22 protein-coding genes are annotated in these 22,785 nt (G+C 71.7%); 7 read left to right on the top strand and 15 right to left on the bottom strand.

Annotated features, from left to right (window positions below; translation table 11 throughout):
• Window positions 1-5 precede the first annotated feature (5 nt).
• From KZC57_RS13295 to KZC57_RS13285, 3 genes are all read left to right on the top strand, one after another.
• Window positions 6-866: a spermidine synthase gene (locus KZC57_RS13295; protein WP_247641955.1), complete on the top strand. Its 861-nt coding sequence runs from the start codon at window positions 6-8 to the stop codon at window positions 864-866.
• Between the two features lie 82 nt (window positions 867-948).
• Window positions 949-1,476, top strand: coding sequence for a hypothetical protein (locus tag KZC57_RS13290; RefSeq protein WP_105949315.1), 528 nt, complete (start codon window positions 949-951; stop codon window positions 1,474-1,476).
• 44 nt (window positions 1,477-1,520) lie between these two features.
• On the top strand, window positions 1,521-2,009 hold the full coding sequence (locus KZC57_RS13285; RefSeq protein WP_060922339.1) for a SprT-like domain-containing protein: 489 nt from the start codon (window positions 1,521-1,523) through the stop codon (window positions 2,007-2,009).
• 31 nt (window positions 2,010-2,040) lie between these two features.
• On the opposite strand, the gene KZC57_RS13280 is transcribed toward KZC57_RS13285, so the two are convergent.
• From KZC57_RS13280 to KZC57_RS13230, 11 genes are all read right to left on the bottom strand, one after another.
• Complete coding sequence (locus KZC57_RS13280) at window positions 2,041-2,583, bottom strand: DUF3054 domain-containing protein (protein WP_308194423.1); 543 nt, start codon at window positions 2,581-2,583, stop codon at window positions 2,041-2,043.
• 26 nt (window positions 2,584-2,609) lie between these two features.
• Window positions 2,610-3,269, bottom strand: coding sequence for a 2-phosphosulfolactate phosphatase (locus KZC57_RS13275; protein ID WP_247641954.1), 660 nt, complete (start codon window positions 3,267-3,269; stop codon window positions 2,610-2,612).
• Between the two features lie 18 nt (window positions 3,270-3,287).
• Window positions 3,288-4,748: an ABC transporter permease gene (locus KZC57_RS13270; RefSeq protein WP_247641953.1), complete on the bottom strand. Its 1,461-nt coding sequence runs from the start codon at window positions 4,746-4,748 to the stop codon at window positions 3,288-3,290.
• Window positions 4,745-5,506, bottom strand: a complete 762-nt coding sequence (locus KZC57_RS13265; RefSeq protein WP_025104429.1) for an ABC transporter ATP-binding protein — start codon at window positions 5,504-5,506, stop codon at window positions 4,745-4,747. Before KZC57_RS13265 ends, KZC57_RS13270 begins: the two co-directional genes overlap by 4 nt.
• Window positions 5,507-5,674: 168 nt before the next feature.
• Window positions 5,675-6,310, bottom strand: coding sequence for a response regulator transcription factor (locus KZC57_RS13260; protein WP_144880676.1), 636 nt, complete (start codon window positions 6,308-6,310; stop codon window positions 5,675-5,677).
• Window positions 6,307-7,488, bottom strand: a complete 1,182-nt coding sequence (locus tag KZC57_RS13255) for a histidine kinase (protein ID WP_247641952.1) — start codon at window positions 7,486-7,488, stop codon at window positions 6,307-6,309. The genes KZC57_RS13260 and KZC57_RS13255 overlap by 4 nt, the downstream gene beginning before the upstream one ends.
• Before the next feature lie 54 nt (window positions 7,489-7,542).
• The gene (locus tag KZC57_RS13250; RefSeq protein WP_060922344.1) at window positions 7,543-8,334 is read right to left on the bottom strand and encodes a class I SAM-dependent methyltransferase; all 792 of its coding nucleotides are present in this window, start codon (window positions 8,332-8,334) and stop codon (window positions 7,543-7,545) included.
• A gap of 105 nt (window positions 8,335-8,439) precedes the next feature.
• Window positions 8,440-9,591, bottom strand: a complete 1,152-nt coding sequence (locus KZC57_RS13245; RefSeq protein WP_082750067.1) for an AMP-binding protein — start codon at window positions 9,589-9,591, stop codon at window positions 8,440-8,442.
• A gap of 15 nt (window positions 9,592-9,606) precedes the next feature.
• The gene (locus tag KZC57_RS13240; RefSeq protein ID WP_247641951.1) at window positions 9,607-10,527 is read right to left on the bottom strand and encodes a 1,4-dihydroxy-2-naphthoyl-CoA synthase; all 921 of its coding nucleotides are present in this window, start codon (window positions 10,525-10,527) and stop codon (window positions 9,607-9,609) included.
• A gap of 5 nt (window positions 10,528-10,532) precedes the next feature.
• Window positions 10,533-11,495, bottom strand: coding sequence for a permease prefix domain 1-containing protein (locus KZC57_RS13235; protein ID WP_247641950.1), 963 nt, complete (start codon window positions 11,493-11,495; stop codon window positions 10,533-10,535).
• Window position 11,496: 1 nt separating this feature from the next.
• Window positions 11,497-11,829, bottom strand: a complete 333-nt coding sequence (locus KZC57_RS13230; protein WP_060922352.1) for a PadR family transcriptional regulator — start codon at window positions 11,827-11,829, stop codon at window positions 11,497-11,499.
• A gap of 89 nt (window positions 11,830-11,918) precedes the next feature.
• Here KZC57_RS13230 and KZC57_RS13225 point away from each other — a divergent pair, with 89 nt between their 5' ends.
• Window positions 11,919-12,905: an o-succinylbenzoate synthase gene (locus KZC57_RS13225; protein ID WP_105949307.1), complete on the top strand. Its 987-nt coding sequence runs from the start codon at window positions 11,919-11,921 to the stop codon at window positions 12,903-12,905.
• Here the strand turns inward: KZC57_RS13225 and KZC57_RS13220 are convergent.
• Window positions 12,902-13,528, bottom strand: a complete 627-nt coding sequence (locus KZC57_RS13220; protein WP_025104438.1) for a TetR/AcrR family transcriptional regulator — start codon at window positions 13,526-13,528, stop codon at window positions 12,902-12,904. The genes KZC57_RS13225 and KZC57_RS13220 overlap by 4 nt on opposite strands.
• Before the next feature lie 129 nt (window positions 13,529-13,657).
• On the opposite strand from KZC57_RS13220, the gene KZC57_RS13215 reads away from it, so the two are divergent.
• The 3 genes from KZC57_RS13215 (at window position 13,658) to KZC57_RS13205 (ending at window position 19,122) form a co-directional block, all read left to right on the top strand.
• Entirely contained in the window at window positions 13,658-16,444 is a 2,787-nt protein-coding gene (locus KZC57_RS13215) for an efflux RND transporter permease subunit (protein ID WP_247641949.1), read from the top strand.
• Window positions 16,441-18,408, top strand: coding sequence for a YhgE/Pip family protein (locus KZC57_RS13210; RefSeq protein ID WP_247641948.1), 1,968 nt, complete (start codon window positions 16,441-16,443; stop codon window positions 18,406-18,408). Before KZC57_RS13215 ends, KZC57_RS13210 begins: the two co-directional genes overlap by 4 nt.
• Before the next feature lie 123 nt (window positions 18,409-18,531).
• On the top strand, window positions 18,532-19,122 hold the full coding sequence (locus KZC57_RS13205) for a 2'-5' RNA ligase family protein (protein WP_247641947.1): 591 nt from the start codon (window positions 18,532-18,534) through the stop codon (window positions 19,120-19,122).
• 106 nt (window positions 19,123-19,228) lie between these two features.
• Here the strand turns inward: KZC57_RS13205 and ccsB are convergent, their stop codons facing one another.
• From ccsB to KZC57_RS13190, 3 genes are read right to left on the bottom strand one after another with little or no spacing between them, the layout of a single operon-like run.
• Window positions 19,229-20,209, bottom strand: a complete 981-nt coding sequence (ccsB, locus tag KZC57_RS13200) for a c-type cytochrome biogenesis protein CcsB (protein ID WP_247641946.1) — start codon at window positions 20,207-20,209, stop codon at window positions 19,229-19,231.
• A gap of 9 nt (window positions 20,210-20,218) precedes the next feature.
• Window positions 20,219-22,000, bottom strand: coding sequence for a cytochrome c biogenesis protein ResB (locus tag KZC57_RS13195; protein WP_247641945.1), 1,782 nt, complete (start codon window positions 21,998-22,000; stop codon window positions 20,219-20,221).
• A gap of 16 nt (window positions 22,001-22,016) precedes the next feature.
• Window positions 22,017-22,784: a cytochrome c biogenesis protein CcdA gene (locus KZC57_RS13190; protein ID WP_247641944.1), complete on the bottom strand. Its 768-nt coding sequence runs from the start codon at window positions 22,782-22,784 to the stop codon at window positions 22,017-22,019.
• Window position 22,785 lies beyond the last annotated feature (1 nt).

Below are 22,785 nucleotides of genomic sequence, written 5' to 3'. Positions count from 1 at the left end.
ACAGCATGGGACGGACGCGATCACGGGACGCCGAGCACCCGCAGGCCCGCCTCGACCACGGTGGTCTCGCCCGCATCGTCCCCTCGGAGTTCACGAGCGGCTTCGAGCTCGTCGTGGACGACACACCGCAGTCGCACGTCGACCTCGACGATCCCACGCACCTGCACTTCGAGTACATCGTGCGGATGGGGGCGGTGATCGACCAGCTCCGCCCCGGTCCGCTCACCGCGGTGCACCTCGGCGCCGGGGCCCTCACCATCCCTCGGTACATCGACGCGACCCGCCCCGGGTCACGCCAGCAGGTCATCGAGCTGGAGGCCCCGCTGGTGCAGCTCGTCCGCGAGCACCTCCCGCTGCCCAAGGGGGCGGCCATCCGGTTGCGCATCGGCGATGCGAGGGAGGGGGTCCGTAAGCTTCCGGCGGCCCTGCCCAGCGCCTGCGACCTCGTCGTCTCGGATGTGTACTCGGGCGCGCAGACGCCCGCTCACCTCACGAGCGTGGAGTTCTACCGGGAACTCGCCGCGCTGCTCGCGCCGGGCGGCGTCCTGCTCGTCAACGTCGCCGACGGTCCCGGTCTCGCGTTCGCCCGCCGACAGGCCGCGACCATCGCCGAGGTCCTTCCCGAGATCGGGATCCTCGCCGACACCCAGGTGCTCAAGGGCCGCCGCTTCGGCAACCTCGTGGTCGCGGCCTCCGCCGCCCCTCTCCCGACGGAGTGGCTGCCGCGGATGCTCGCCGCGGGTCCGCATCCGGCGAAGATCGCCCAGGGGGACGAGGCCCGCGCCTTCCTCCAGGGCGCCCGGATCGTCACGGACGCCGACGCCGTCGCGTCCCCGCGACCCGATGCCTCGCTGTTCCTCCGCTGACGTGGCGCGCCGCCCCGAGGAGCGCGGAAGCGGCAGGCAGACTGGACGGGGACAGGTGCCGGGGACGCGCGGAAGGAGAGCAATGAGTTTGATCCGGGGATACGACCAGGAGAGCCTCCGCGAACAGGTCGATCTCGACGAGTGCGCGGCACGCCTGGCCGAGATCGAGGAGCAGCGCAGCCTTCCCGCCCTGCTGGAGCGGGTCTGGCTGCTGAAGGTGCTGGGACGCCTCGACGACGCCCTCGCGCTCGCCGACGAAGCCGTGCGGCAGGCCCGGATGGCCGGCACCCGCAAGGACGTGCTCCGCGCACGTGTGCTGCACGCGACGATCCTGCAGTACCGGGGCGCATACGCCGCGGCCGAGCAGGAGCTGGCGACCTGCGCCGCGGAGGCGGAGGGGCAGCGCTGGCTGTCGATCGCCGCTTTCGCCTATCAGCACCACGGCAAGAACGCCTACGACGCCGAGGACTACGAGACCGCGCGGGAGAGCTTCAAGCAGTCGCTGTTCCTGCGGCGCGAGTCCGGCGCGGAGGACCGGGAGCTGGAGACCGTGCTCCTCGCCATCGAGGCCGTGGAGCGCCGTCGTCCGGCACAGCTCGTCGCCGGCTGACGCCGATGCGCCCGAGTGTCCGCGGCATGCCTTAGCCTGAGCGCATGGCGGAACTTGACCGCGTGCGCGTCTGGGGCGAGGCACTGATCCGGTTGCATCTCGACGACAGCTGGTCGTTCGACTTCGACCATGCCAAGCGTCGCGCCGGCCAGTGCGACTACACACGCAAGCGCATCACCGTATCGCGGTATCTCGCCGCCCGCTTCGAGGACGACGAGATCCATCAGGTGCTCCTGCACGAGGTGGCCCACGCCCTCGCCGGGCACCAGGCCGCCCACGGCCCCACCTGGAAGCGCGTGGCCCGCGACCTGGGCTATGTCGGCGGCACGACGCACCGCGGGGAGACCGCCGTCGAGCTCGCTCCGTGGGTGGGCCGCTGCCCGGCCGGTCATGTCACGTATCGACACCGCCGCCCGAGCCGGGCCACGTCCTGCGCCCGCTGCTCCCGCACGTTCGATGCCCAGCACCTGTTCGCCTGGACGCGTCGCGAGATCACGACCGACGCCCGCCTCGCCGCGCAGGCCCCGCGCTGAGGGCCGAGGGAGCGGGGCCGCCGCTCCCGCTTCAGTCGGAGGAGCCGCCGGAATGCGGCTTTTCCTCGGAAGCGGAGGTGTCCCCCTCGGCAGGCGTGGCGTCCTCCGCGTCCGCGTCAGCGTCCGTCGGAGCAGGCTCCGCGGCTGCGTCCGGGTCCGCCGCGGAGTCGACAGACGCGGGAAGTCCTGTTCCGCTCTCGGTCTCGGTCTCGCGAGGGCTGCGGCGTCGACGGACGAGCGCGGCGAGACCACGCCAGCCGAGCAGGAACGCGCCGAGCACGAGCGTGGCGACGATGATGAAGGGCAGCTCCGCGGTGTCTCCGCTGAGCAGGCGCAGCAGCATGCCGACGACGACCGTCACCGCCCAGACCATCGCGCCCCACGGCAGCGACCACGGCCGACGCGGCCGTCCGGGGAGCAGCAGCGCGGCGGCGTGTCCCAGCAGCAGGGCCACGAGGAAGGGCCAGGCCGTGAGGAGGAACCCTGCCGGTTCCTCCTGGTGGGAAGCGCGCCCGATGGCGGCGAAGACGAGGACGAGGACGGCATCGACGAGGAGAGCGGGGAGGAACCTCATTCCTCGACCCTACGCGGATCGCGTGCTCACTCGAAGCGCGTGAACCGCCCGTCGCGCAGAACGGGGACCGCGTCCACTGCATCCAGGACGGCCGCGTCGGCGGTGCTCGTCGGCACCAGACCGGCAGCCCCGATCCGGTCCGTCGCCGGGACACCGGCCTGCAGCTCGCGTCCGGAGCCCGTCGCCCCGATCAGGTGCTTCAGCGCACGCCGCAGGGAGCGGAAGCCCTCTGCGGCCACCGCGGCGTCCGGGGCCGTGTGGTCGATGCCGAGATCGGTGAGCGCCGCGGCGATCGCTCCGGCCCCGAGCTGGTCCTCCACGGCGACGCGCAGGTCGCCCGCGGCATCGAGCTCGCCGGCCGGGATCAGCGCCACCGAGGTGCGACCCTGGCGGCGTTCCTGCTCCACCTGCACGGCCCTGGCCACGGCACCGGCGTTGCGGATCGCTCCCAACAGCACCGTGGCGCCGGTTGGGGCGGCGGCCGCCACCGCCGCCCCGTTCCGCGACCAGTCGAGCGCTCCGGCCAGCTCGACCTCCGCTCCCGCGGCCACCGCATCGGCGACCGTCGAGGAGAACCGGAGGACGTCGATCACCACGACGACATCGGCCGGGGCGAGACGGGCGAGCCCGGACACCCCCCAGTCGAGTCGGACCTGATACGGGGACTGATCGAACGGCGACGGCATCCGTCCAGCCTAGAGCCGTCAGTCGGCCGCGAGCGCCTCGACGGGAGCCACCCTGGTCGCCAGTCGGGTCGGCGTCGCGGCGGCCACGAGCGTGAGCAGCGCGGTCGCGGCGACGATGATCACCACGGGGAGCCACGGCACCTGCGGGGCGATCAACCCGGCGGGCGTGAACTCCGGAAGGACGGGCACGGAGCCGAGCAGCGACTGCGCCGCGATCCACCCGTACAGCACCCCGAGCACGAGACCGGTGAGGGTCGCCGCCACCGTGATGTGCGTCGCCTCCAGCAGCACCATGCGGCGCACCTGGCGGTTGGACAGACCGATCGAGCGCAGCAGTCCGAGCTCGCGGCGCCGCTGCACGACGCCGATGGTCAGGAGGTTGACGAGGCCGACGGCCGCGATCACGGCCGACACCGCGACGAGCACCATCATGATGGCCGCGAAGGCGTCGTACGGCGCGAAGAACTCTGCCGGGATCTCCTCCGTGGTCTGGCTGGTCATCAGGCGCTTCGACGACTCCAGCGCCACCGCGAACATGGTCACCAGGGTCACGCCCATGACGACGCCGATGGCCATCCGCGACGACCGCTCCGGGTACCGCAGGGCGTTCTCGGCCGCGAGACGCGCGGTCGCGCTCGAGCCGAAGAGGCGCCCCACGAGCCGGAGCACCGGCGGCATGAACAGCACGGACCCCAGGGCGAGTCCGGTGAAGGAGAGGATGCCGCCGAAGAACGCGACCACGACACCGAGCGGTGTGACGAGTCCGAGGACGACGCCGCCGGCGAGCAGAGCCGCGCCGGAGATCAGCAGCACCCAGGCCCCGACATGGCGGCCCTTCCGCCCGGAGACCTCGTCGCGCGTGCGCTCCACCGCGCCGCCCAGAGCCTGCAGCGGCGTCACCGCAAGCACGCGACGCGAACCCACCCAGGCGGCCGCCCAGGTGGTGAGCGCGACACCGACCGCCGGGAGGGCGAGAGCGGGCTGGGCGAGCGAGAAGGACGACGGTGAGGTGGCGACGAGCTGTCCGCCGAGCTGGACGGCCGCCGCAGAGAGGAGCAATCCGGCGAGCAGGCCGAGCCCCGCGCCGAGGAGCCCGACGACGAGACCCTGCCGGCCGACCTCCGCCCGTTGCGCACGCGACGTCGCCCCGATGAGACGCATGAGCGCGATCTGCCGGGTGCGTCCCGCGATGATCGTCGAGAACGTGTTCGCCGTGACGATCGCGGCCACGTACATCGCGACGGCGGTGAGCAGCACCGACAGGATCGCGACGACGACCGCGAGCGTGCCGCTGTCGCCGATGAACGGATCGGCCTGGAGGACGGCGCCGATGTAGGCCGTGATCTCGACGAGGAAGACGCCGAACGCCGAGGACAGCGCCGCGACGAGGACGCTCGCGCCCATGCCGCGGTCGCGGAGCCAGGCCAGCCGGGGTCCGGTCGTCCGCGTCTCCGGGACGACCGTGGCGAGCGCGGTCATGCCGACACCTCCGCGGCGAGCATGTAGGCCGAGATCTGCTCCGCGGTCTGCCGCGGGTGGTCCGCGACGATCCGGCCGTCGCCGAGGTAGAGCACCCGGTCGGCGTGGCTGGCCGCGATCGCGTCGTGCGTGACCATCGCGATGGACTGGCCGTGCTCCCGGCTGGCGGCCGCGAGCAGGCGCAGCACCTCCCGTCCGGTCTGGGAGTCGAGGTTGCCCGTGGGTTCGTCCGCGAACACGAGGTCGGGGGCGGTGGCGAGGGCTCTGGCGATGGCGACGCGCTGCTGCTGTCCGCCCGAGAGCTGGTGCGGCCGGTGGCCGAGGCGCTTGCCGAGGCCGAGCGTCTCGATGAGGCCGTCGATCCGTGCCCGCTCGATGGCGCTGGGGCGGCGGCCGTCGAGCTCGAACGGCAGCAGGATGTTGCCGAGGGCGTCGAGCGTGGGGACGAGGTTGAACGCCTGGAAGATGAACCCGACGCGGCGGCGGCGCAGGATGGTGAGGTCGAGGTCGCCGAGACCCGTGATCTCGGTGTCGCCGATCCACGCCCGCCCCTCCGTCGGACTGTCGAGGCCGGCCATGATGTGCATGAGGGTGGATTTGCCGGATCCGGACGGACCCATGATGGCGGTGAACTGTCCGCGGCGGATGCCGACGCTCACATCGTCGAGCGCGCGGACGGTGCCCTCGCCCGAACCGTAGGTCTTCTTCAGGTGCTGGACGCGGGCGGCGAGCCCGAGGTCGGTGGTCGTGATCTCCATGTCCACGACGCTATTTCCGCGCCCCCGGCCCCCGCGTCGCCCGCCGGGAGCATCCCGCTACATCGGGAGGATGATCCCGCGTCCTCCCGACCCACCCCCTTGCGTGCCTCCCACCCCTCTACGGACCGCCGCAAAGGGCCGGGTCGAACGGAAGGGGGTGGGTCGGCGTCAGGCGAGGCCGTGCTCGAAAGCGAACACGACGAGCTGCACGCGGTCGCGGAGCGCGAGCTTCGTGAGGATGCGGCTGATGTGGGTCTTCACCGTGGCCTCGCTGAGGAACTCCCGCGCGGCGATCTCGGCGTTCGAGAGTCCCCGGGCGGCGAGCGCGAAGATCTCCCGCTCGCGCTCCGTCAGCTCGGTGTACTGCGGCGGCACGGGCTTCGGAGCCTCCGCGAAGTGCTCGAACAGTTCCCGGGTCGCCGAGGCCGCGATCACGCTCGACCCCGCGTGCACGGTGCGGATCGCGGCGAGCAGGAACTCCGGATCGGCGTCCTTGAGGAGGAAGCCGCTCGCCCCCTGCCGGATCGCCCGGGCCGCCGCCTCGTCGAGGTCGAACGTGGTGAGCATGACGATGCGCGGGGGCTCCGGGCGGGACAGGATCTCGGCGGTCGCGGTCAGCCCGTCCATGACCGGCATCCGGATGTCCATGAGGACCACGTCGGGCCGGGTCGCGGCGACAACGGCGAGCGCCTCCTGCCCGTTCCCCGCCTCCCCCACGACCTCGAGGTCCGGCTGGGAGGCCACGAGCATGCGGATCCCGGCCCGGAACAGCGCCTGGTCGTCGACGAGCACGACTCTGATCACTGCGGGACTCCGATCGGAAGGCTGCTCTGGACGACGAACTGCGCACCACGGCGCTCGGCTTGCAGACTACCGCCCACGAGCTGCGCCCGCTCACGCATGCCGATGAGGCCGTGTCCTCCGGGGGCCCCCGGCATCGACTCCGGCGAGACGGTGTTGCGGACCTCGATGTCGACGCGATCGGGGAGCCATGCGAGATGCACGTCCACCGCGCCGTCGCCGTGGCGGATCGCGTTGGTCAGCGCCTCCTGGAGGATCCGGTAGACCGCGAGCTGGATCGCCCCCGGCGGCTCCCCCGGGGGCATGGGGTCGACGGTGACCCGCGGCTCGATGCCGGCCTGGCGCACCTGGGCGAACAGCGTCTCGAGGTCGGCGAGGGTCGGCTGCGGACCGTCCCCCTGCCGATGACGGAGCTGGGTGAGGAGCATCCGCACGTCGCTCAGGGCTCCGCGGGCGGTCTGCGCGATCGTGCCGAGGGCCTCCGTCGCGATCTCCGGCTTCACCGCCGCGGCATAGCGGGCACCGTCAGCCTGGGCGATGACGACCGCGAGCGAGTGGGCCACGACATCATGCATGTCCCGCGCAATGCGGACCCGTTCCTGCTCCTCGGCGGCCAGGGCCTCGGCCTGCAGCTGCGCCGAACGCGTGCGCCGGTTGCGCAGCACGACCCGCCAGAGGAGACCGCACACCCACGCGAACCCCAGCGCCATGATGGAGGCCGCGACGAGCAGGGTGCCGCCGGTCACGAGCTCCCATCCGCTGCCGGAGCCGAACATGACGCCCCCGACGACGACCATGTACAGCGCGGCGACGATGCCGCCGACGATCACCGATCCGAACCCCCACCAGAGCACGCGGCGGGTGCCCCACGCGGAGGTCGCGTACAGCACGAGGAGGATCGCGAAGTCGGTCGGCAGCGGCCCGAACCCGGCGAGCATCTGCACGATGGCGCCGGCCCAGGCCGCGGCGAGCGCAAGACCGGGGGCCAGACGTCCGATCGCGACACCGCCGAACAGGAACACCGACGACGAGATCAGACCGATGACGTTGACCGCGGAGGACCCGGCCAGGTCCGGTTGGGGCGCATAGAACACGACCCCGAGCGGCGTCAGAAGCGCGAACAGCAGCACCGCCCCGACGATGTCGAGGACGAGGCCGGTACGGGACAGCGGACGGATCACTCCCCCACGCTACGCGAGCGCCCGGGGACTGGCATCCGTCGCGGGATGTATCCGTCAGGCGCGGGCGAGGATCTCCCCGTGCGGCACGAGGAACCAGCCGTCGCCGTCGTCGGACCAGCGCTTCCAGGCGTCGCTGATCTCCTGCAGGTCGGCGGCGGAGGCCATCTCCTGGTCCACGAGCTGCCGCGCGAGCGCCGACTCCAGGATGCGGTCGGCCCACATCCCGCCCCACCAGGCGCGCTCGGACGGCGTCGCGTAGCACCAGGTCGACGCGGTCGCCGAGACGTCCTCGAAGCCCGCCGCCCGCGCCCAGGCCAGGAGGCGGCGGCCGGCGTCCGGTTCTCCGCCGTTCGCCCGGGCGGCGGCGCGGTACAGCGCGAGCCAGCGGTCGATTTCCGGAAGCACGGGGAACCACAGGAAACCCGCGTAGTCGGCGTCGCGGGCGGCGATGAGTCCCCCGGGCTTCGCGACCCGGCGCATCTCCCGCAGCGCCTGCACCGGATCGGCGACGTGCTGCAGCACCTGGTGCGCGTGCACGACGTCGAAGGAGTCGTCGGCGAAGCTCAGCGCGTGCACGTCCTCGACGGAGAAGGCGATGTTCGTGACGCCTCGCGCGGTGGCGAGGTCCCGGGAGAGGGACAGCGCAGCATCGTCGATCTCGGTCGCCATGACGTGCGCGACCACACCCGCGAAGTCCACCGTGATCGACCCGGGTCCCGCTCCCACGTCGAGGAGCCGGGTTTCTGCCGTGAGGTGCGGTCGAAGGTAGGCCGCCGAGTTCGCGATGTCCCGCACACTGTGCGAGCGGAGGACGGATTCGTGGTGTCCATGCGTGTACGAGGCCATGCCCTCAGTCTGGCACTCCCGCCGACCCACCCCTTTCCGTGTGTCCCGGCCCCTTGCGGCCGTCCGGAAGGGGCCGGGTCGGCGCGAAAGGGGTGGGTCGACGGGCTAGAGGGAGGCGACCATGCGGCGGATCGCCTCGCGGTCGGGTTTGCCGGAGGAGAGGACGTCGAGTTCGTCCACGAGGATCAGGCGGGACGGACGGGCGTGGGCGCCGATCTCGCCGGCCACCGCCTCCCTGGCCTGGGCGAGCTGCTCGGACTCGCTGCGCCGCAGGGCCTCCCCGCGCGCCGCGACGATGACCGAGGCCTCCCCCCAGCGGTCATCCGACACCCCCACGACCACGGCCTGATGCAGCCCGGGGACCGAGCGGACGATGCGCTCCACCCGGTCGAGCGAGATGTTGATGCCACCCGACACGATCACGTTGTCCGCGCGACCGTGCACGCGCACCACGCCGTCCTCGAGGAGCCCGAGGTCGCCGGTGCGGTACCAGCGGATGCCGTGCTCGTCCCTGACGAACGTGCGCGCGGTCAGTGCCGGGTCGCCCAGATAGCCCTCCGCGAGCATGGGGCCGGCGATCCGCAGCTCGCCGTCGACCGCCCGGACGTTCACGGTGTCGAGCGGGACGCCGTCGTACACGCAGCCGCCGCTGGTCTCCGTCGAGCCGTAGGTCCGCACGAGACGCACTCCGAGGTCGGCCGCCCGCTCCCGCAGCGGCTCTGGCAGCGCCTGGCCCCCGACGAGGATGGCTTCGTAGGCTTGCAGCGCCGCGAGCACCCCCGGCTCGGTACTCGCGTCGAGCAGCGTCGCGATCTGCGCCGGGACGAGGGAGGTGTAGAGGGCGGGGAGGACGCCCGCGGTCGTGACGTGCCGCATGCTCCGCGTGGCCTCGGCGAACGCCCGCGGGGTGAACCGCCCCTCGATCCGGGTCGGCTCCGTGCCCGCGAGGATCGACCGCACCATCACCTGCAGCCCCGCGACGTAGCCGGCCGGGAGAGCGAGCAGCCAGCGACCGCTGCCGATCCGTGCGGCGGTGGCCTCCGCACTCGCCCGCAGGGCCTCGCCGCTCAGCGCCACCCGCTTCGGGACGCCGCTGGATCCGGAGGTCGCGATGACCGCGGCGATGCCGTCGTCCACCTCCGCCGGGGCGTCGGCGAGCATGCCGAAGCCGAGAGCCGGTCCCGCGTCGAGAGCTCGGAGCAGCGCCTCCCGCAGGAGCCCGGTGTCTTCGGCGTCGGTCGGGATGAGGGCGGTCACGATCGTCCCTCCGGCTCAGTAGTGCCAGGGGAACGAGGACCAGTCGGGGGCGCGCTTCTCGAGGAACGAATCCCGCCCCTCCACCGCCTCGTCGGTGCCGTAGGCGAGACGCGTGGCCTCGCCGGCGAACACCTGCTGCCCTACGAGCCCGTCATCGACGGCGTTGAAGGCGAACTTCAGCATCCGGATCGCGGTCGGCGACTTCGTCAGCACGGTGCGCGCCATCTTCAGCGCCTCACGCTCGAGCTCGGCGTGCGGCACGACGCGGTTCACGGCGCCCGCCTCGTAGGCCCGCTGCGCCGAGTACTCCTCGGCGAGGAAGAACACCTCCCGCGCGAACTTCTGCCCCGTCTGCCGGGCCATGTAGGCGGAGCCGTACCCGGCATCGAAGCTGCCGACGTCGGCGTCCGTCTGCTTGAAGCGCGCGTGCTCGGCCGACGCGATGGTCAGGTCGCACACCACGTGCAGCGAGTGCCCGCCGCCGGCCGCCCACCCGGGGACCACGGCGATGACGACCTTCGGCATGAACCGGATGAGCCGCTGCACCTCGAGGATGTGCAGCCGCCCGACAGCGGGGGCGGCTCCTTCCCCCTGGGTTGCTGAGCCTGTCGAAGCATACTTGTACCCGTCCCGGCCGCGGATGCGCTGATCACCGCCGGAGCAGAACGCCCAGCCGCCGTCCTTCGGGCTCGGTCCGTTGCCGGTCAGCAGCACCGCCCCGATACGCGCGTCCTGTCGCGCGATGTCGAGCGCCCGGTAGAGCTCGTCGACCGTGTGCGGGCGGAAGGCGTTGCGCACCTCGGGTCGGTGGAAGGCGATGCGGGCGACCCCGCCGTCGCGGCTCACGTGCGCCGTGATGTCGGTGTAGTGCTCGGCGCCGGGCGCCAGCTCCCACTCGGCGGGATCGAACAGGTCGGAGACGAAGGCATCGGTCACGATCTTCAGCCTATTCCCCGGGCACGCGCCGTCTTCATCCACCCGTCGACGATGTCCCAGGCCGGGAAGGCCACGAGGCAGACGCCGGTGATCACCGTGAGCACGCGCATCGTGTCGGCATCCACCCCGTTGTCCGTGAACACGAACTCGAGGAAGGCCGGGTTGAGGAGCTCGCCCTGCAGGAGCAGGGTGAGGGCCCACACGGCGAAGCCGACGGCGAGGACGGTGTTCACGACGGCCGCGGCGACGGTCCACCGCCGACGCGCGTACACGGCGACGGCCAGGACGGCCTCCGCGATCATGAGCGCGAGGAGGATGCCGATGCCCACCGGCCAGAGCGCGGGCGCCAGGATCGGGATGGGGTCGCCGCCGGTCGGGAAGAATCCGAGCGTCGCGTCCCACACGATCGCGCCGATGCCGGCGAGGAGGAACACGAGCGAGGCGATCACGTCGGCGCGGGCGGCCCCGTGCTCCGTCGGCTCGGGAAGCTGGTCCACGTTCCAGCGCACGCCGGTGTCGGCGCCGGTGCGCTCCAGCACGACGAAGACGAGCGTGACCCAGAAGCACAGGTGCACGATCACCGACAGCGTGACCGAGACGACCGCGCCGATCACCTCTCCGGGTCCGCCGCCGTTGATCAGCTGCCCGATCGCGACGCCCACCGCGGCGAACGGCGGCACGATGAACAGGAGCAGCTTCAGCAGCCGCCACCAGGTGAGGTAGTACCGAGGACCGATGAGGTGGAGCGGTCGGTCGGCGTATCCGGCGGCGAGGATGCCCGGGTCGCCGAGGTCGGTGAGGACGGCGCGCTCCGCATCCTCCGGGCTCTCGCCCTGTTCCCGCCGCGCGTCGACGGCGTCGGCGATGGCCGCTTCGAGTTCGGCGCGGACCTCGCCCTGCGCCTCCGGCGCGAGGCTGCGGATCGTGGCGCTGATGTAGCGCTCGGTGAGCGTGCTCGTGGGGGTCATGTCAGTTCTCCTCGGGGGTGAGGGAGGCGATCGCGGCGGTCAGCGCGCGCCACTCGTCGGTGAGGGTGTCGGCGAGCCGGGCCCCGGCTTCCGAGGTGCGGTAGAACTTGCGAGGCCGGGCCTCGTCGGTGTTCCACTCGCTCGTGAGGTACTCCTGCTTCTCCAGACGACGGAGCAGCGGGTAGAGCGTGTTCGCATCGGTGGCGAAGCCCCGACTCTCGAGCTGCTCGAGCAGCGCATACCCGTACTCCGGCGTGCGCAGCAGCTGCAGGCAGGCGAGCACCACGGTGCCGCGGCGCAGTTCCTGCAGATGCGTGTCGAGCGATTCGTTCATGCCCACCACATTAGTGTGCGTCACACACCATTGTCAATGGCACAGATACGTGCCACATCCTGTCGAGGGTCGTGGCGCACAATGGGGTCATGATCCCCGCCGTCACGGAGCTCCTCGATTCCGCCCGCGTCGTCGCCCTGCCGATGCAGACCCGCTTCCGCGGCGTCGACACCCGCGAGGCCCTGCTGTTCGAAGGGCCGGAGGGCTGGGCCGAGTTCTCCCCGTTCGTCGAGTACGACGACGCCGAGGCCGCGACCTGGCTGGCAGCCGCGATCGACTACGCGTACGCCCCCCAACCCGCACCGCTGCGCGACCGCGTCGGCGTCAACGCCACTGTGCCCGCCGTCGACGCCACCCGCGTGCCCGAGGTCCTCGGGCGTTTCGCCGGATGCCGGACCGCGAAGGTCAAGGTCGCCGAGCCGGGACAGGTACTGGCGGACGACGTCGCCCGGGTCCGCGCTGTCCGGGAGACGCTCGGGCCGGAGGGCCGCATCCGGATCGACGCGAACGGCCTCTGGAACGTCGATGAGGCCGAGCACGCCGTGCACGCCCTCGCCGTCTTCGACCTGGAGTACATCGAGCAGCCCTGCGCCTCCGTGCCCGAGCTCGTCGAGCTGCGCCGGCGCATCGCCTACATGGGGATCCCGGTCGCCGCGGACGAGAGCATCCGGAAGTCCGGCGACCCCCTCGCCGTCGCCCGCGCGGGCGCGGCGGACATCGTCGTCATCAAGGCCCAACCGCTGGGCGGCCTGACCCATGCCCTGCAGATCGTCACAGCGGCCGGCCTTCCCGCGGTCGTCTCCAGCGCCCTGGACACCGCGATCGGCCTGTCGCAGGGGGCCGCGCTGGCCGCCGCGCTCCCCACCCTCGACTACGACTGCGGTCTGGGCACGGCCTCCCTGTTCCAGGACGACGTCGCCGACCTCCGCCCCGTGGACGGCGCGATCCCGGTGGGACGCCTGTCCCCCGACCCGGCAGCGCTCACCCGGCTCGCCGCCGCGGACGAGCGTCGGGAATGGTGGCTGGCCCGACTGGCCCGCTGCCACCACGAGCTGCTCGCAGCCCGCAGCGCCTAGGACTCGACGAGGAGTTCCACGAGCCGCCCCAGCTCCTCGCCGCCGGAGTGCCGCAGGGCCGCGTCGTCACGACCGGCCATCGCACCGCGGACGGTCATGCCCTCCCAGAGAATCATGAGCATGCGCGCCGCATCGGTGGCCGGCAGCCGGAGGCGCAGCGTCCCCGCCGCCTCCACGATGTCCTCCACGATGCGCGCGATGCTCGCCACCATCTCGCGCTCTTGGGCGAGGTAGGCCTCGCCGAACTGCGGATCACGCAGGGCGCGGATGCGGATCTCGCTCATCAGCATCACGCCCAGGCGGTCGTCGCTGCCGAGCTCCATGATCTGCTGGACGAGATCCTTCGGGTCGCAGTCGTCGGCGAGCTCGCCGTCCGCCCGCATCTGCTCCACGCGAGTCCGCACGGCTGCCACCCTCGCGTCGGCGACCCCGGCCGCGAGGGTCAGGAACAGCTCGTCCTTCGAGTCGAAGTTCGAGTAGAACGCCCCGCGCGTGAAGCCGGCGCGCTCGCAGACCGCCTCGACCGAGGCACCGTCCAGGCCGACCTCGGCGAACACCTGCGCGGCAGCCTCCAGCAGACGCGCCTTCGTGTTCTCCCGGCTGCGGGTGGCGGGTGACGACATCGGAACCTCCTGGCCTTCCCTCTCGACGATTCACACCCGTTGCACAGACTCCGGATGGCGGATGACCTTACGATACATCTATGTATCGGATACATCTGTGTATCCACCCGGCACCTCACGGAGATTCGCGTGTCCACACTCCTCTCGTCCCTCGGACGCTGGTCCTTCCGCCACCCGTGGCGCGTCCTCGTCTCCTGGCTCCTCGCCCTCGGCATCGCCGGAGCCGGAGCCGTGGTCCTCGGCGCCGGCACCGACAACACGTTCTCCATCCCCGGGACCGAGTCCCAGGCCGGCCTCGAGCAGCTCTCCCGCTCCTTCCCGCAGGTGAGCGGCACGAATGCGCAGTTCATCGTCGTGGCCGCCGACGGCGACGAGATCACCGATGACGAGTACCGCGAGCCGATCGAGGATGCCGTGTCGGACCTCGGCGACCTCGACGAGGTCCTCGCCGCCACCTCGCCGTACGACGAGATGGTCAACGGCATGATCAACGACGACGGCACGGCGGCCATCGTGCGCCTGCAGTTCGACGGTGAGTCCACCGACGTCTCCGAGGAGACCAAGGACGCCCTGCGCTCCACCGTCGACGAGCTCGCGGCAGAGCTCCCCGACGGTGCGCAGGCCTCTCTCGGCGGCGACCTCTTCGCGATCTCGATCCCCGGCGTCACCCTCACCGAGGCGGTGGGCCTGCTCATCGCGCTCCTCGTGCTCATCGTCACGTTCCGGTCGTTCGTGGTCGCCGGACTCCCCCTGCTCACCGCGATCCTCGGTGTCGGCATCTCCATGGCCGGGATCTTCACGGCGACCGCCTTCGCGACCGTCTCCTCCACCACGCCGCTGCTCGCCCTGATGCTCGGGCTCGCGGTCGGGATCGACTACGCGCTCTTCATCGTCGCGCGCCACCAGGACCAGGTCCGGGACGGCGTTGAACCTGAGGAGTCGGCCGCCCGCGCGGTCGGCACGGCCGGATCGGCGGTCGTCTTCGCCGGCGTCACCGTGCTCATCGCGCTGATCGGCCTCGGCTTCGCGGGCATCCCGTTCCTCACCACCATGGGCGACGCGGCGTCCGTGGCCGTCGCGGTCGCCGTGGCGATCGCGGTGACCCTGACCCCTGCGCTGCTCGGATTCCTCAAGGGCCGCGTGGCCGGACGGCCGAAGCGCGCGAAGGCCCCGAAGAAGGCGGCCGCGAAGGACGCCGTCACGAAGCCCCGCGGCAGCCGTCGGTGGGTGGAGGGCGTGACGAAGCACCCCGTCCTCGTCTCCCTCGCGGTCGTCCTCGGACTCGGCATCGTCGCCGTCCCCGCCCTCAGCCTCGACCTCGCCCTGCCGAACGCCGGCGTCCTGCCGAAGAACTCCGAGGCGCGACAGAACTACGACCTCGTCGGCGAGCAGTTCGGCCCCGGCTTCAACGGCCCCCTCATCCTCACCGGCACCATCGTCACCTCCACCGACCCCCTCGGTCTCATGGAAGACCTCGGAGACGCGGTGGCCGAGGTTCCCGGCGTGAAGGAGGTCGCCCTCGCGACGCCGAACGAGACCGCCGACACCGGCATCGTCCAGATCATCCCGGAGACGGCTCCCGACGACCCCGCGACGGCCGACCTCGTGCGCGAGCTCCGCAGCCACCACGACGAGTGGCTGGACGAGTTCGGCATCGACCTCAAGGTCACCGGCTTCACCGCCGTCGGCATCGACATCTCGGATCAGCTCGGGGCGGCTCTGCTGCCGTTCGGGATCTTCGTGATCGGCCTCTCGCTGATCCTCCTCACCATCGTGTTCCGTTCGCTCTGGGTGCCGATCACCGCCGCGGCCGGCTACCTGCTGTCGATCGTCGCCGCCTTCGGCGTCGTCGGGGCGGTCTTCGAGTGGGGCTGGTTCGCCGACCTCCTGCACGTCGCGAAGGTCGGACCGATCATCAGCTTCATGCCGATCATCCTCATGGGCGTGCTCTTCGGCCTCGCGATGGACTACCAGGTGTTCCTCGTGTCGCGGATGCGCGAGGACTTCGTGCACGATCCCGACCTCCGCCAGGGTGCGGGAGTTGTGAACCGCGCCACCCGACGGGCCGCGGCGCTGCGCGCGGTACGGAGCGGGTTCACCGGTTCGGCGAAGGTCGTCACGGCGGCCGGTCTCATCATGTTCGCGGTGTTCGTCGCCTTCGTGCCGGAGGGCGACTCCTCCCTCAAGCCCATCGCCCTCGGACTCGCCGCCGGCATCGCCTTCGACGCCTTCCTCGTGCGCATGACGCTGATCCCGGCGCTCATGGCGATCCTCGGCGAGCGCGCCTGGGAGATCCCGTCCTGGCTCGAGCGGATCCTCCCCCGCGTGGACATCGAGGGCGAGGCGGTGGAACGCGAACGGCACCTCGAGGCGTGGCCGGGCGACGGGTCGCTCGTCGCGGCCGATGACCTGGAGCTCGGTGCCGGCCCCTCGGCGACGGAGGGACTGTCGCTGCGGCTCGCGCCCGGCGCAGCCCTGGTCGCGAGTGGCGGGGATGCCGGGACGCTACGGGCCCTCGCTCTCACCGTCGGCGCCCGCATCGCCCCGGCCGACGGACGCCTCCGCGTCGCCGGACACCTGCTCCCCGGTCGTGCGGCCTGGGTCCGTTCCCACGTGGGCTGCGTGCTCGCGGGAGACGACGCCCCGGTGCTCGCCGACCTCCGCGAAGCCCTCCGCGGTCGTTCCGAGCTCGTGGTGATCGACGGCGCGGACCGGCTCCGCGGCGGCGAGCGCGACCAGGTCGCCGCGATGCTGCGCGATGCGAGGTCGCGCCGAGAGCTCGCCGTCTTCGCCACCGCCGTCGATCCCGACGCGGCCCGTTCCCTCCTCACGGACGCCGGATGGCCGTCCGCCGACGTACTCGACACGCGCGCGCCCCGCCCGAGCGCCGCAGAAACGACCGAGGTGCCCGCATGACCCTCCCCCTCGAGCGCGCCCGCTCACGCAAGCCCATCACCTGGCTCACGATCCTCGGCGTCCTGCTGCTGCCCGCCGCGATCGGCGGCATCCTCATGGCGGCGCTCTACAACCCGACCGAGCGCCTCGACTCCATGACCGCGGCGATCGTGAACCTCGACGAGCCCGTCGAGATCGACGGCCAGACCGCGCCTCTCGGGCGGCAGCTCGCGTCCGGGCTCGTCGAGGGCTCGGACGATCTCGACTCGAACCTCACGTGGGTCATCTCCAACGAGGAGGACGCCGCCGACGGGCTCGCCGACGGCACCTACCAGGCCGTCATCACGATCCCCGAGGACTTCTCGGCCGCGGCGACCTCCGCAGGTCAGGCGGTCGCGGACGGCGGCGGGGACGCGGAGCAGGCGACGATCCAGGTGACGACGCCCGACGACGGCCTCGTGGCGGACGACCTCATCACCGGGCAGATCGCCGACGTGGCGGCCTCGACGCTCGGCACCACGCTGTCCGAGGCCACGACCGAGAACATCCTCGTCGGCTTCACCACCATCGGCGACCAGATCGGCGACGCGGCGGACGGGGCCCTGGAGCTGGCGAGCGGGGCGCGTGACGCGGCGACCGGCGCCGCGGCCCTCCCGGAGGGTGCGACGCAACTCGCCGCGGGCGCCGGAGAGCTGGGCACCGGGGCCTCGACCCTCGCGTCCGGCCTCGACACGATCGCGGGGCAGACGCGGCAGGCGGCAACCGGCGCAGGGACGATCGGCGCGGGACTCACCTCCGCGGCGACTGAGCTGCAGGGCCGGGTCGCCGGCGTCCAGAAGCTCACCGGTAGCATCCAGTCGGCGGGCGCGTCGGCGAAGTCGGCCGCGACGGACTCGGCCACGGTCGCACAGGGTCTCGGGACGATGGCGGCCACGGCGTGCGCCGCCGACCCGGACTCGGCGGAGTGCGGGCAGCTCTCCGACCTCGCCGCGAAGGCGGCGGCAGCGGCGAAGTCAGCGGGGACCGCCTCCGGCATCCTCAACAGCCCCCAGGTCGCGGGTGGAATCGCCGCGCTTCCCGCGTCCTTCTCCACGCTCGCCACCCAGCTCGGCGAGGCGGGCGCCGGGGCGACCGAGCTCGCCGGCGGGCTCAACCGCCTCGCGACAGAGGGCGTGGATCAGTCGGCCGCGGGAGCGCGGGCGCTGTCGTCGGGCGCGACGCAGCTCGCCGACGGCGCGACCCAGCTCGCCGACGGCAGCACGGAGCTCGCCACCGGTCTCGACACCCTCGCGACCGGCACCGGCGATCTCGCGGGCGGACTGCGCACCGCGGCCGACTCCCTCCCGTCCTTCAGCGACGAGGAGTCGACGTCGCTGGCGTCGGTGATCGCCGACCCCGTGGCGACCGACTCCTCGATGGGCTCGCTCTTCGGCCCCACCGCGATCCCGCTGCTCACCGCGGTGGTGCTGTGGTTCGGCGGTCTCGCGTCCTTCCTCGTGCTCCGTGCCCACACGGCGCGCACCCTCACCTCGCGACGCTCCTCCGCCTCCCTCACCCTCCGCGCGTTCTGGCCCGCTGCGGCGATCGGCGCGGCGCAGGGTCTGCTCGTCTCGCTCATCGTGCAGATCGTGGCCGACTACGACGTCGCGGAGTGGTGGGCCTTCGCGGGAACCGCCGTCCTCACCGGGGTGGTGTTCGCCGCGGTGAACCAGGCCCTCGTGGCGGTGTTCGGCGGCGTCGGACGCTGGATCGCCGCACTGATCGGTGTCATCGCCGTGGCGACGGGACTCATCTCGACCGTGCCCGACTGGCTCGCGAGCATCGGGGCCGCCCTCCCCACCGCACCGGCCTTCGCAGGTCTCGTGGAGGCGAGCGGGGCCGCCGCCGCCGCCCTCGTCGTCTGGGGCGTGCTCTCGCTCGTCGCCACAACGGTGGTCGTCGCGGTCCGCCGCACGACCACGGCTCGTGCCGTCGTCACCGCCTGACTCCGGGCACAACTTCGGAGATCACGCACGACACGCCGCCGGACAGCCCGCTCCGGCGGCGTGTCGGGTCCGATCTCCGAGACTGTGCCCGGACACGACGGCGATACCCCGTACCCTCGTGCCATGCGCCGACCGTTCATGGACACTCCGGACCAGCTCGCGAGCCTCGACGGGCAGCAGTATCTCGTCCTCCGGCCGACGGGTGCCGTCGCCGTGGAATACCGGGCGATCCAGGAGGCTGCGCTCGGTCGTCTGGACACGCCGCTGCGGCATCCGCACACGGAGCACGTGACGCTTCGAGGCTTCTTCGAGCCGGAGCGTCGGGAGGAGCTGCGAGCCGTGATCCGCGCCTGGGCCACGGAACAGAGTCCTCTCGAGCTCACCGCCGACGCCGTGGACGTCTTCCCCGCGCCGTGGCAGATCATGATCATGCGCCTCGCCCGCACGCCCGCCCTCGTGCACGCATACGCCTCGCTGACGGAGGTGCTCCGGCCGACGGACTTCCGCCGCCTCGACGAGCTCTCCGTCGAGGACTGGACCTTCCACCTCTCGGTGCTCTACGGCAAGACGCTGGATCCCGAGACATGGCAGCAGCTCGCCGCCACCGAGGTCCGTCCGCTCACACCCGTCCCAACGGAGGTCGTCACCGAGGCCGAGTTCGTCTGGTACGAGGGCGGCGTCGAGCACGCCGAGGTCATCCCGCTCGGCGGCTGAGCCCTGCTCCGGCAGGCACGACGTCGGAGATGGCGGACGACACGCCGTGACCGAGCCCCGCCCGGCGGCGTGTCCCTCGCGACCTCCGAAGCTGTGCTCGGCGGCCTCAGCTCAGGCCGGAGTAGGCGTGCAGGCCCTTGAAGAAGACGTTGACGATGGTGAAGTTGAAGATCACGGCGGTGAAGCCGACGATCGAGAGCCAGGCCGAGGGGTTGCCGCGCCAGCCGCGCGTCGCCCTGGCGTGGATGTACCCGGCGTAGAGCACCCAGATCACGAAGGTCCAGGTCTCCTTCACGTCGAAGCCCCAGAAGCGGCTCCACGCGTAGTACGCCCAGATGGACCCGGCGATGAGCGTGAAGGTCCAGAGGATGAAGCCGATGATCGTGAACAGGTACGCCAGGCTCTCCAGCCGCTCCGCCGGCGGGAAGGTCCGCAGGAAGCCGGGGCCGGTCTTCGCCGCCCCCTCGCCGAGCAGCCGCTCGCGTCGCGCCTGCATGAGCTGGATCACCGAGAGCGCGAAGGCGAGGGCGAAGAACGCGGTCGCGAGCGAGGCGACGAACACGTGGATGATGAGCCACACGCTCTTCAGCGGGTCCATCAGCGGCGAGACCTCGACGTAGAAGTTCGTCGCGCCGAGGCCCAGGAGGACCACCACGAGGCCCGTGATGAAGGTGCCGAGGAAGCGCAGGTCGAGGCGGGTGAGCACCGCCAGGTAGACCGCGATGATGAGCAGCGTTCCGACCATGCCGAACTCGTACAGGTTCGCCCACGGCACCCGACCGGCCGCGATGCCGCGCGTCACAGCGGCGGCGAGGTGGAACACGAAGCCCAGCACCGTGAGCGAGGTGCCGATTCGTGCCATGACGAAGCGCTGCGGCTTCGGAGCTCCGGGCGCATCGACGGGCGCGGAAGCCGAGACGCCACCGGAACGACCGGCGGCCACGAGCTCGCCCTCGCGGACGGTGTGGGCGTCGGCCGTCGCCTGCGAGCGACGCGCGAGATCGAAGGCATAGGCCACGAAGGCCGCCGCGTAGATCGCGATCGCCGTCCAGAGCAGGACCGGCGAGATCACGTTGAGCTCGAGCATGGTGTCAGTCTACTTTCCGGGTGCCGGGGCCGCGGGGTCCGCGGCGGCGTCCGCGGCGTCCTCGTCGGCGTCTTCAGGGGTGCGGGCGATCGTGCCGCCCGCGGCGTCGAGCAGCCGGGCGTGACCGGCGCGGAGGTCGTCCACGGCGCGGGCGAGCGTGGGGTCCTCCCCTCGGGCCAGGGCCGCGTACTCGAGGTCGACGGCGCCCTCCGCCGCGGTGGCCTTCACCCATACGCGCCGACGCGGCACGAACAGGGCGAGCATGAGGCCGCCGAGCGCCAGCAGTGCGAACCCGAGCACGAACACTCCGGACTCGTCGCGGTGGATCTGCAGGGAGGCGAAGCGCTTGACGGACTCCGAGGAGTCGGTGGCGCCCTCCGGCGACTCGTCGTCGAAGGTGACCGAGCCCAAGCCGTTCGGCAGCTGCGCGGTCTCACCCGGTGACAGCTCGATCGACTCGACGTCGGTGCTGCGTCCGGTGAGCTTGGTCATGTCGGAGGTGTCGAGCACGTACACCGAGCGCGGCACGCCGTCGTTGATCCCGAGGTCGCCCGTGTACACGTCGAGCGTGAGCGTCGGGTTGGTGAGGTCGGGGTAGGCGGAGAAGAAGGCGCCCGTGTCAAGCACGCCGGTGGTCGGGTAGAAGAAGCCGACGAGGCCCACCTGCTCGGCCAGGCCGTCCGGCACCTTGAGCACGCCGAGCGAGGTCATGTTGTTGTCCTGCGGGAGGAACGGCGTGCTGTTGTGGAACACCACGTTGCCCTCGGGGTCGCGCACGGTGACCGTCGGGGCGTACCCGTTGCCGAGCAGGAACACGTCGTCGTCGGCCACGCCCAGCGGCTCGTTGACCTTGACGGCGCCCTCGCGCTCCTCGCCGTTCTCCTGGATGGTCATGTTCGCGGAGAAGTTCCCGGCCTGGCCGGAGCCGGGCTCACCGAACGGCTGATACGTGACGTCGAAGGAGTCCAGCCGCATCGAGTACGGCGCGAAGGAGTCGTCGGCCACGAAGCGCCCGCGGTTCATGGAGTCGTAGTCGAGCAGCGTGTTGGCGAAGGTCTCCCCCTCGACGAGCACGCGCTGGCCCGTGTACGCGAAGCCGCCGCCGACGCCGATCGTCACGAGCACACCGACGAGGGCGAGGTGGAAGAGCAGGTTGCCCGTCTCCCGCCAGTAGCCGCGCTCGGCCGACACCGAGTACGTGTGCCCGCGGTCGTAGCGCTCCACGCGGTAGCCGAATGCCTTGAGCTGCTTCGTGGCGACGTCGATCGAGGCGGCGGCCTCCGCGGCGGCGTCCCCCGTGCGCGTGCCGGAGTCGGCGACGGTGTCGCGGGTGACGGCGCGGTAGTCCTCCAGACGTCGCAGCCGTGCGGGCGTGCGCGGCGGGCGGGCCTGCAACGCCTTGGCGTGGTGCTTGATGCGCGGGATGACGCAGCCGACGAGCGAGGTGAACAGCAGCAGGTAGATCGCCGAGAACCAGGGCGACAGGTACACGTCGAAGAGCTTGAGCCCGTCGAGCACCGGGAACAGATCGGGGTTGTCGCGCTCCCACTGCGTCACGCCGTTCGGGTCGGCCATCCGCTGCGGGAAGATCGATCCGGGGATCGCCGCGATCGCCAGGACGAGCAGCAGGACGAGCGCCGTGCGCATCGAGGTGAGCTGACGCCACCCCCACCGCAGCCAGCCGACGAAGCCGAGCCGCGGCTGGGTGATGGTGTCGTCGCCGTCGACGTGGTCGGACGGGCGGAGCGGATCGCTGGAGTCGTTGGTCACGGCACTCTTGTTCTTCGTCATGGTCGTCTCGGAGCGGTCAGAGCGGGAGGATGACACTGCCGATCACCGCCGTCAGCCGCGACATGATGTCGGTCCACAGGCCGGTGACCATCAGGACACCGAGGAGGATCAGCAGCACGCCGCCCAGGATGTTCACGACCCGGATGTGGCGGCGCAGGAACCCGATGGCCTTGGTCGCCCAGCCGAATCCGAGCGCCACGAGCAGGAACGGGATGCCGAGGCCGAGGGAGTACGCGAGGCCGAGGAAGCCCGCACGGACGGGGTCGCCGGCGTTGAAGGAGAGCGCCAGGATGGCGGCGAGCGTGGGGCCCATGCAGGGCGCCCAGCCGATGCCGAGCGCGACGCCGAGGAGCGGGGCACCGACCATGCCGGCCTTCGAGTCGACGTGGAAGCGGAGCTCCTTCTGCGCGAACCCGAAGAGCCCGAGGAAGACCAGGCCCATCGCGATGATGACGACGCCGAGGATGCGGGTGATGAGGTCGCCCCACTGGAGCAGGAACACGCCGGCGGTGCCGCCGAGCACCGTGTAAAGGATGAAGACCACGGTGAAGCCGAGGATGAACAGCAGCACGCCGAGGACGAGGCGGCTGCGCGTCGCCGTCTGCGTGGTACCGCCGCCGGACGTCGAGGTGTTCCGCGGCGTGACGGCTCCCCCGAGGAAGCCGAGGTACCCCGGAACGAGCGGGAGCACGCACGGCGAGAGGAACGAGACGAGTCCGGCGAGCATCGCCACCGGGACCGCGATCCAGAGCGCTCCGGATCCGATGATCGCGTCGGGGTTCACG

This window comes from Microbacterium sp. KSW4-4, from assembly GCF_023091185.1.
Taxonomy (GTDB): Bacteria; Actinomycetota; Actinomycetes; order Actinomycetales; family Microbacteriaceae; genus Microbacterium; species Microbacterium paraoxydans.
The sequence above is the reverse complement of the archived record's forward strand: the minus strand, read 5'-3'. Positions and strand labels throughout refer to the sequence as shown.

What these genes read in the sequence shown, in the direction of transcription:
- KZC57_RS13250 (WP_060922344.1), bottom strand. Translation starts at nt 8,334, where the DNA reads ATGGCCTCGTACACGCATGGACACCACGAATCCGTCCTCCGCTCGCAC.
- KZC57_RS13280 (WP_308194423.1), bottom strand. Translation starts at nt 2,583, where the DNA reads ATGAGGTTCCTCCCCGCTCTCCTCGTCGATGCCGTCCTCGTCCTCGTC.
- KZC57_RS13295 (WP_247641955.1), top strand. Translation starts at nt 6, where the DNA reads ATGGGACGGACGCGATCACGGGACGCCGAGCACCCGCAGGCCCGCCTC.
- KZC57_RS13265 (WP_025104429.1), bottom strand. Translation starts at nt 5,506, where the DNA reads ATGGAGATCACGACCACCGACCTCGGGCTCGCCGCCCGCGTCCAGCAC.
- KZC57_RS13285 (WP_060922339.1), top strand. Translation starts at nt 1,521, where the DNA reads ATGGCGGAACTTGACCGCGTGCGCGTCTGGGGCGAGGCACTGATCCGG.
- KZC57_RS13275 (WP_247641954.1), bottom strand. Translation starts at nt 3,269, where the DNA reads ATGCCGTCGCCGTTCGATCAGTCCCCGTATCAGGTCCGACTCGACTGG.
- KZC57_RS13210 (WP_247641948.1), top strand. Translation starts at nt 16,441, where the DNA reads ATGACCCTCCCCCTCGAGCGCGCCCGCTCACGCAAGCCCATCACCTGG.
- ccsB (WP_247641946.1), bottom strand. Translation starts at nt 20,209, where the DNA reads ATGCTCGAGCTCAACGTGATCTCGCCGGTCCTGCTCTGGACGGCGATC.
- KZC57_RS13270 (WP_247641953.1), bottom strand. Translation starts at nt 4,748, where the DNA reads ATGACCGCGCTCGCCACGGTCGTCCCGGAGACGCGGACGACCGGACCC.
- KZC57_RS13235 (WP_247641950.1), bottom strand. Translation starts at nt 11,495, where the DNA reads ATGACCCCCACGAGCACGCTCACCGAGCGCTACATCAGCGCCACGATC.
- KZC57_RS13290 (WP_105949315.1), top strand. Translation starts at nt 949, where the DNA reads ATGAGTTTGATCCGGGGATACGACCAGGAGAGCCTCCGCGAACAGGTC.
- KZC57_RS13195 (WP_247641945.1), bottom strand. Translation starts at nt 22,000, where the DNA reads ATGACGAAGAACAAGAGTGCCGTGACCAACGACTCCAGCGATCCGCTC.
- KZC57_RS13205 (WP_247641947.1), top strand. Translation starts at nt 18,532, where the DNA reads ATGCGCCGACCGTTCATGGACACTCCGGACCAGCTCGCGAGCCTCGAC.
- KZC57_RS13225 (WP_105949307.1), top strand. Translation starts at nt 11,919, where the DNA reads ATGATCCCCGCCGTCACGGAGCTCCTCGATTCCGCCCGCGTCGTCGCC.
- KZC57_RS13220 (WP_025104438.1), bottom strand. Translation starts at nt 13,528, where the DNA reads ATGTCGTCACCCGCCACCCGCAGCCGGGAGAACACGAAGGCGCGTCTG.
- KZC57_RS13230 (WP_060922352.1), bottom strand. Translation starts at nt 11,829, where the DNA reads ATGAACGAATCGCTCGACACGCATCTGCAGGAACTGCGCCGCGGCACC.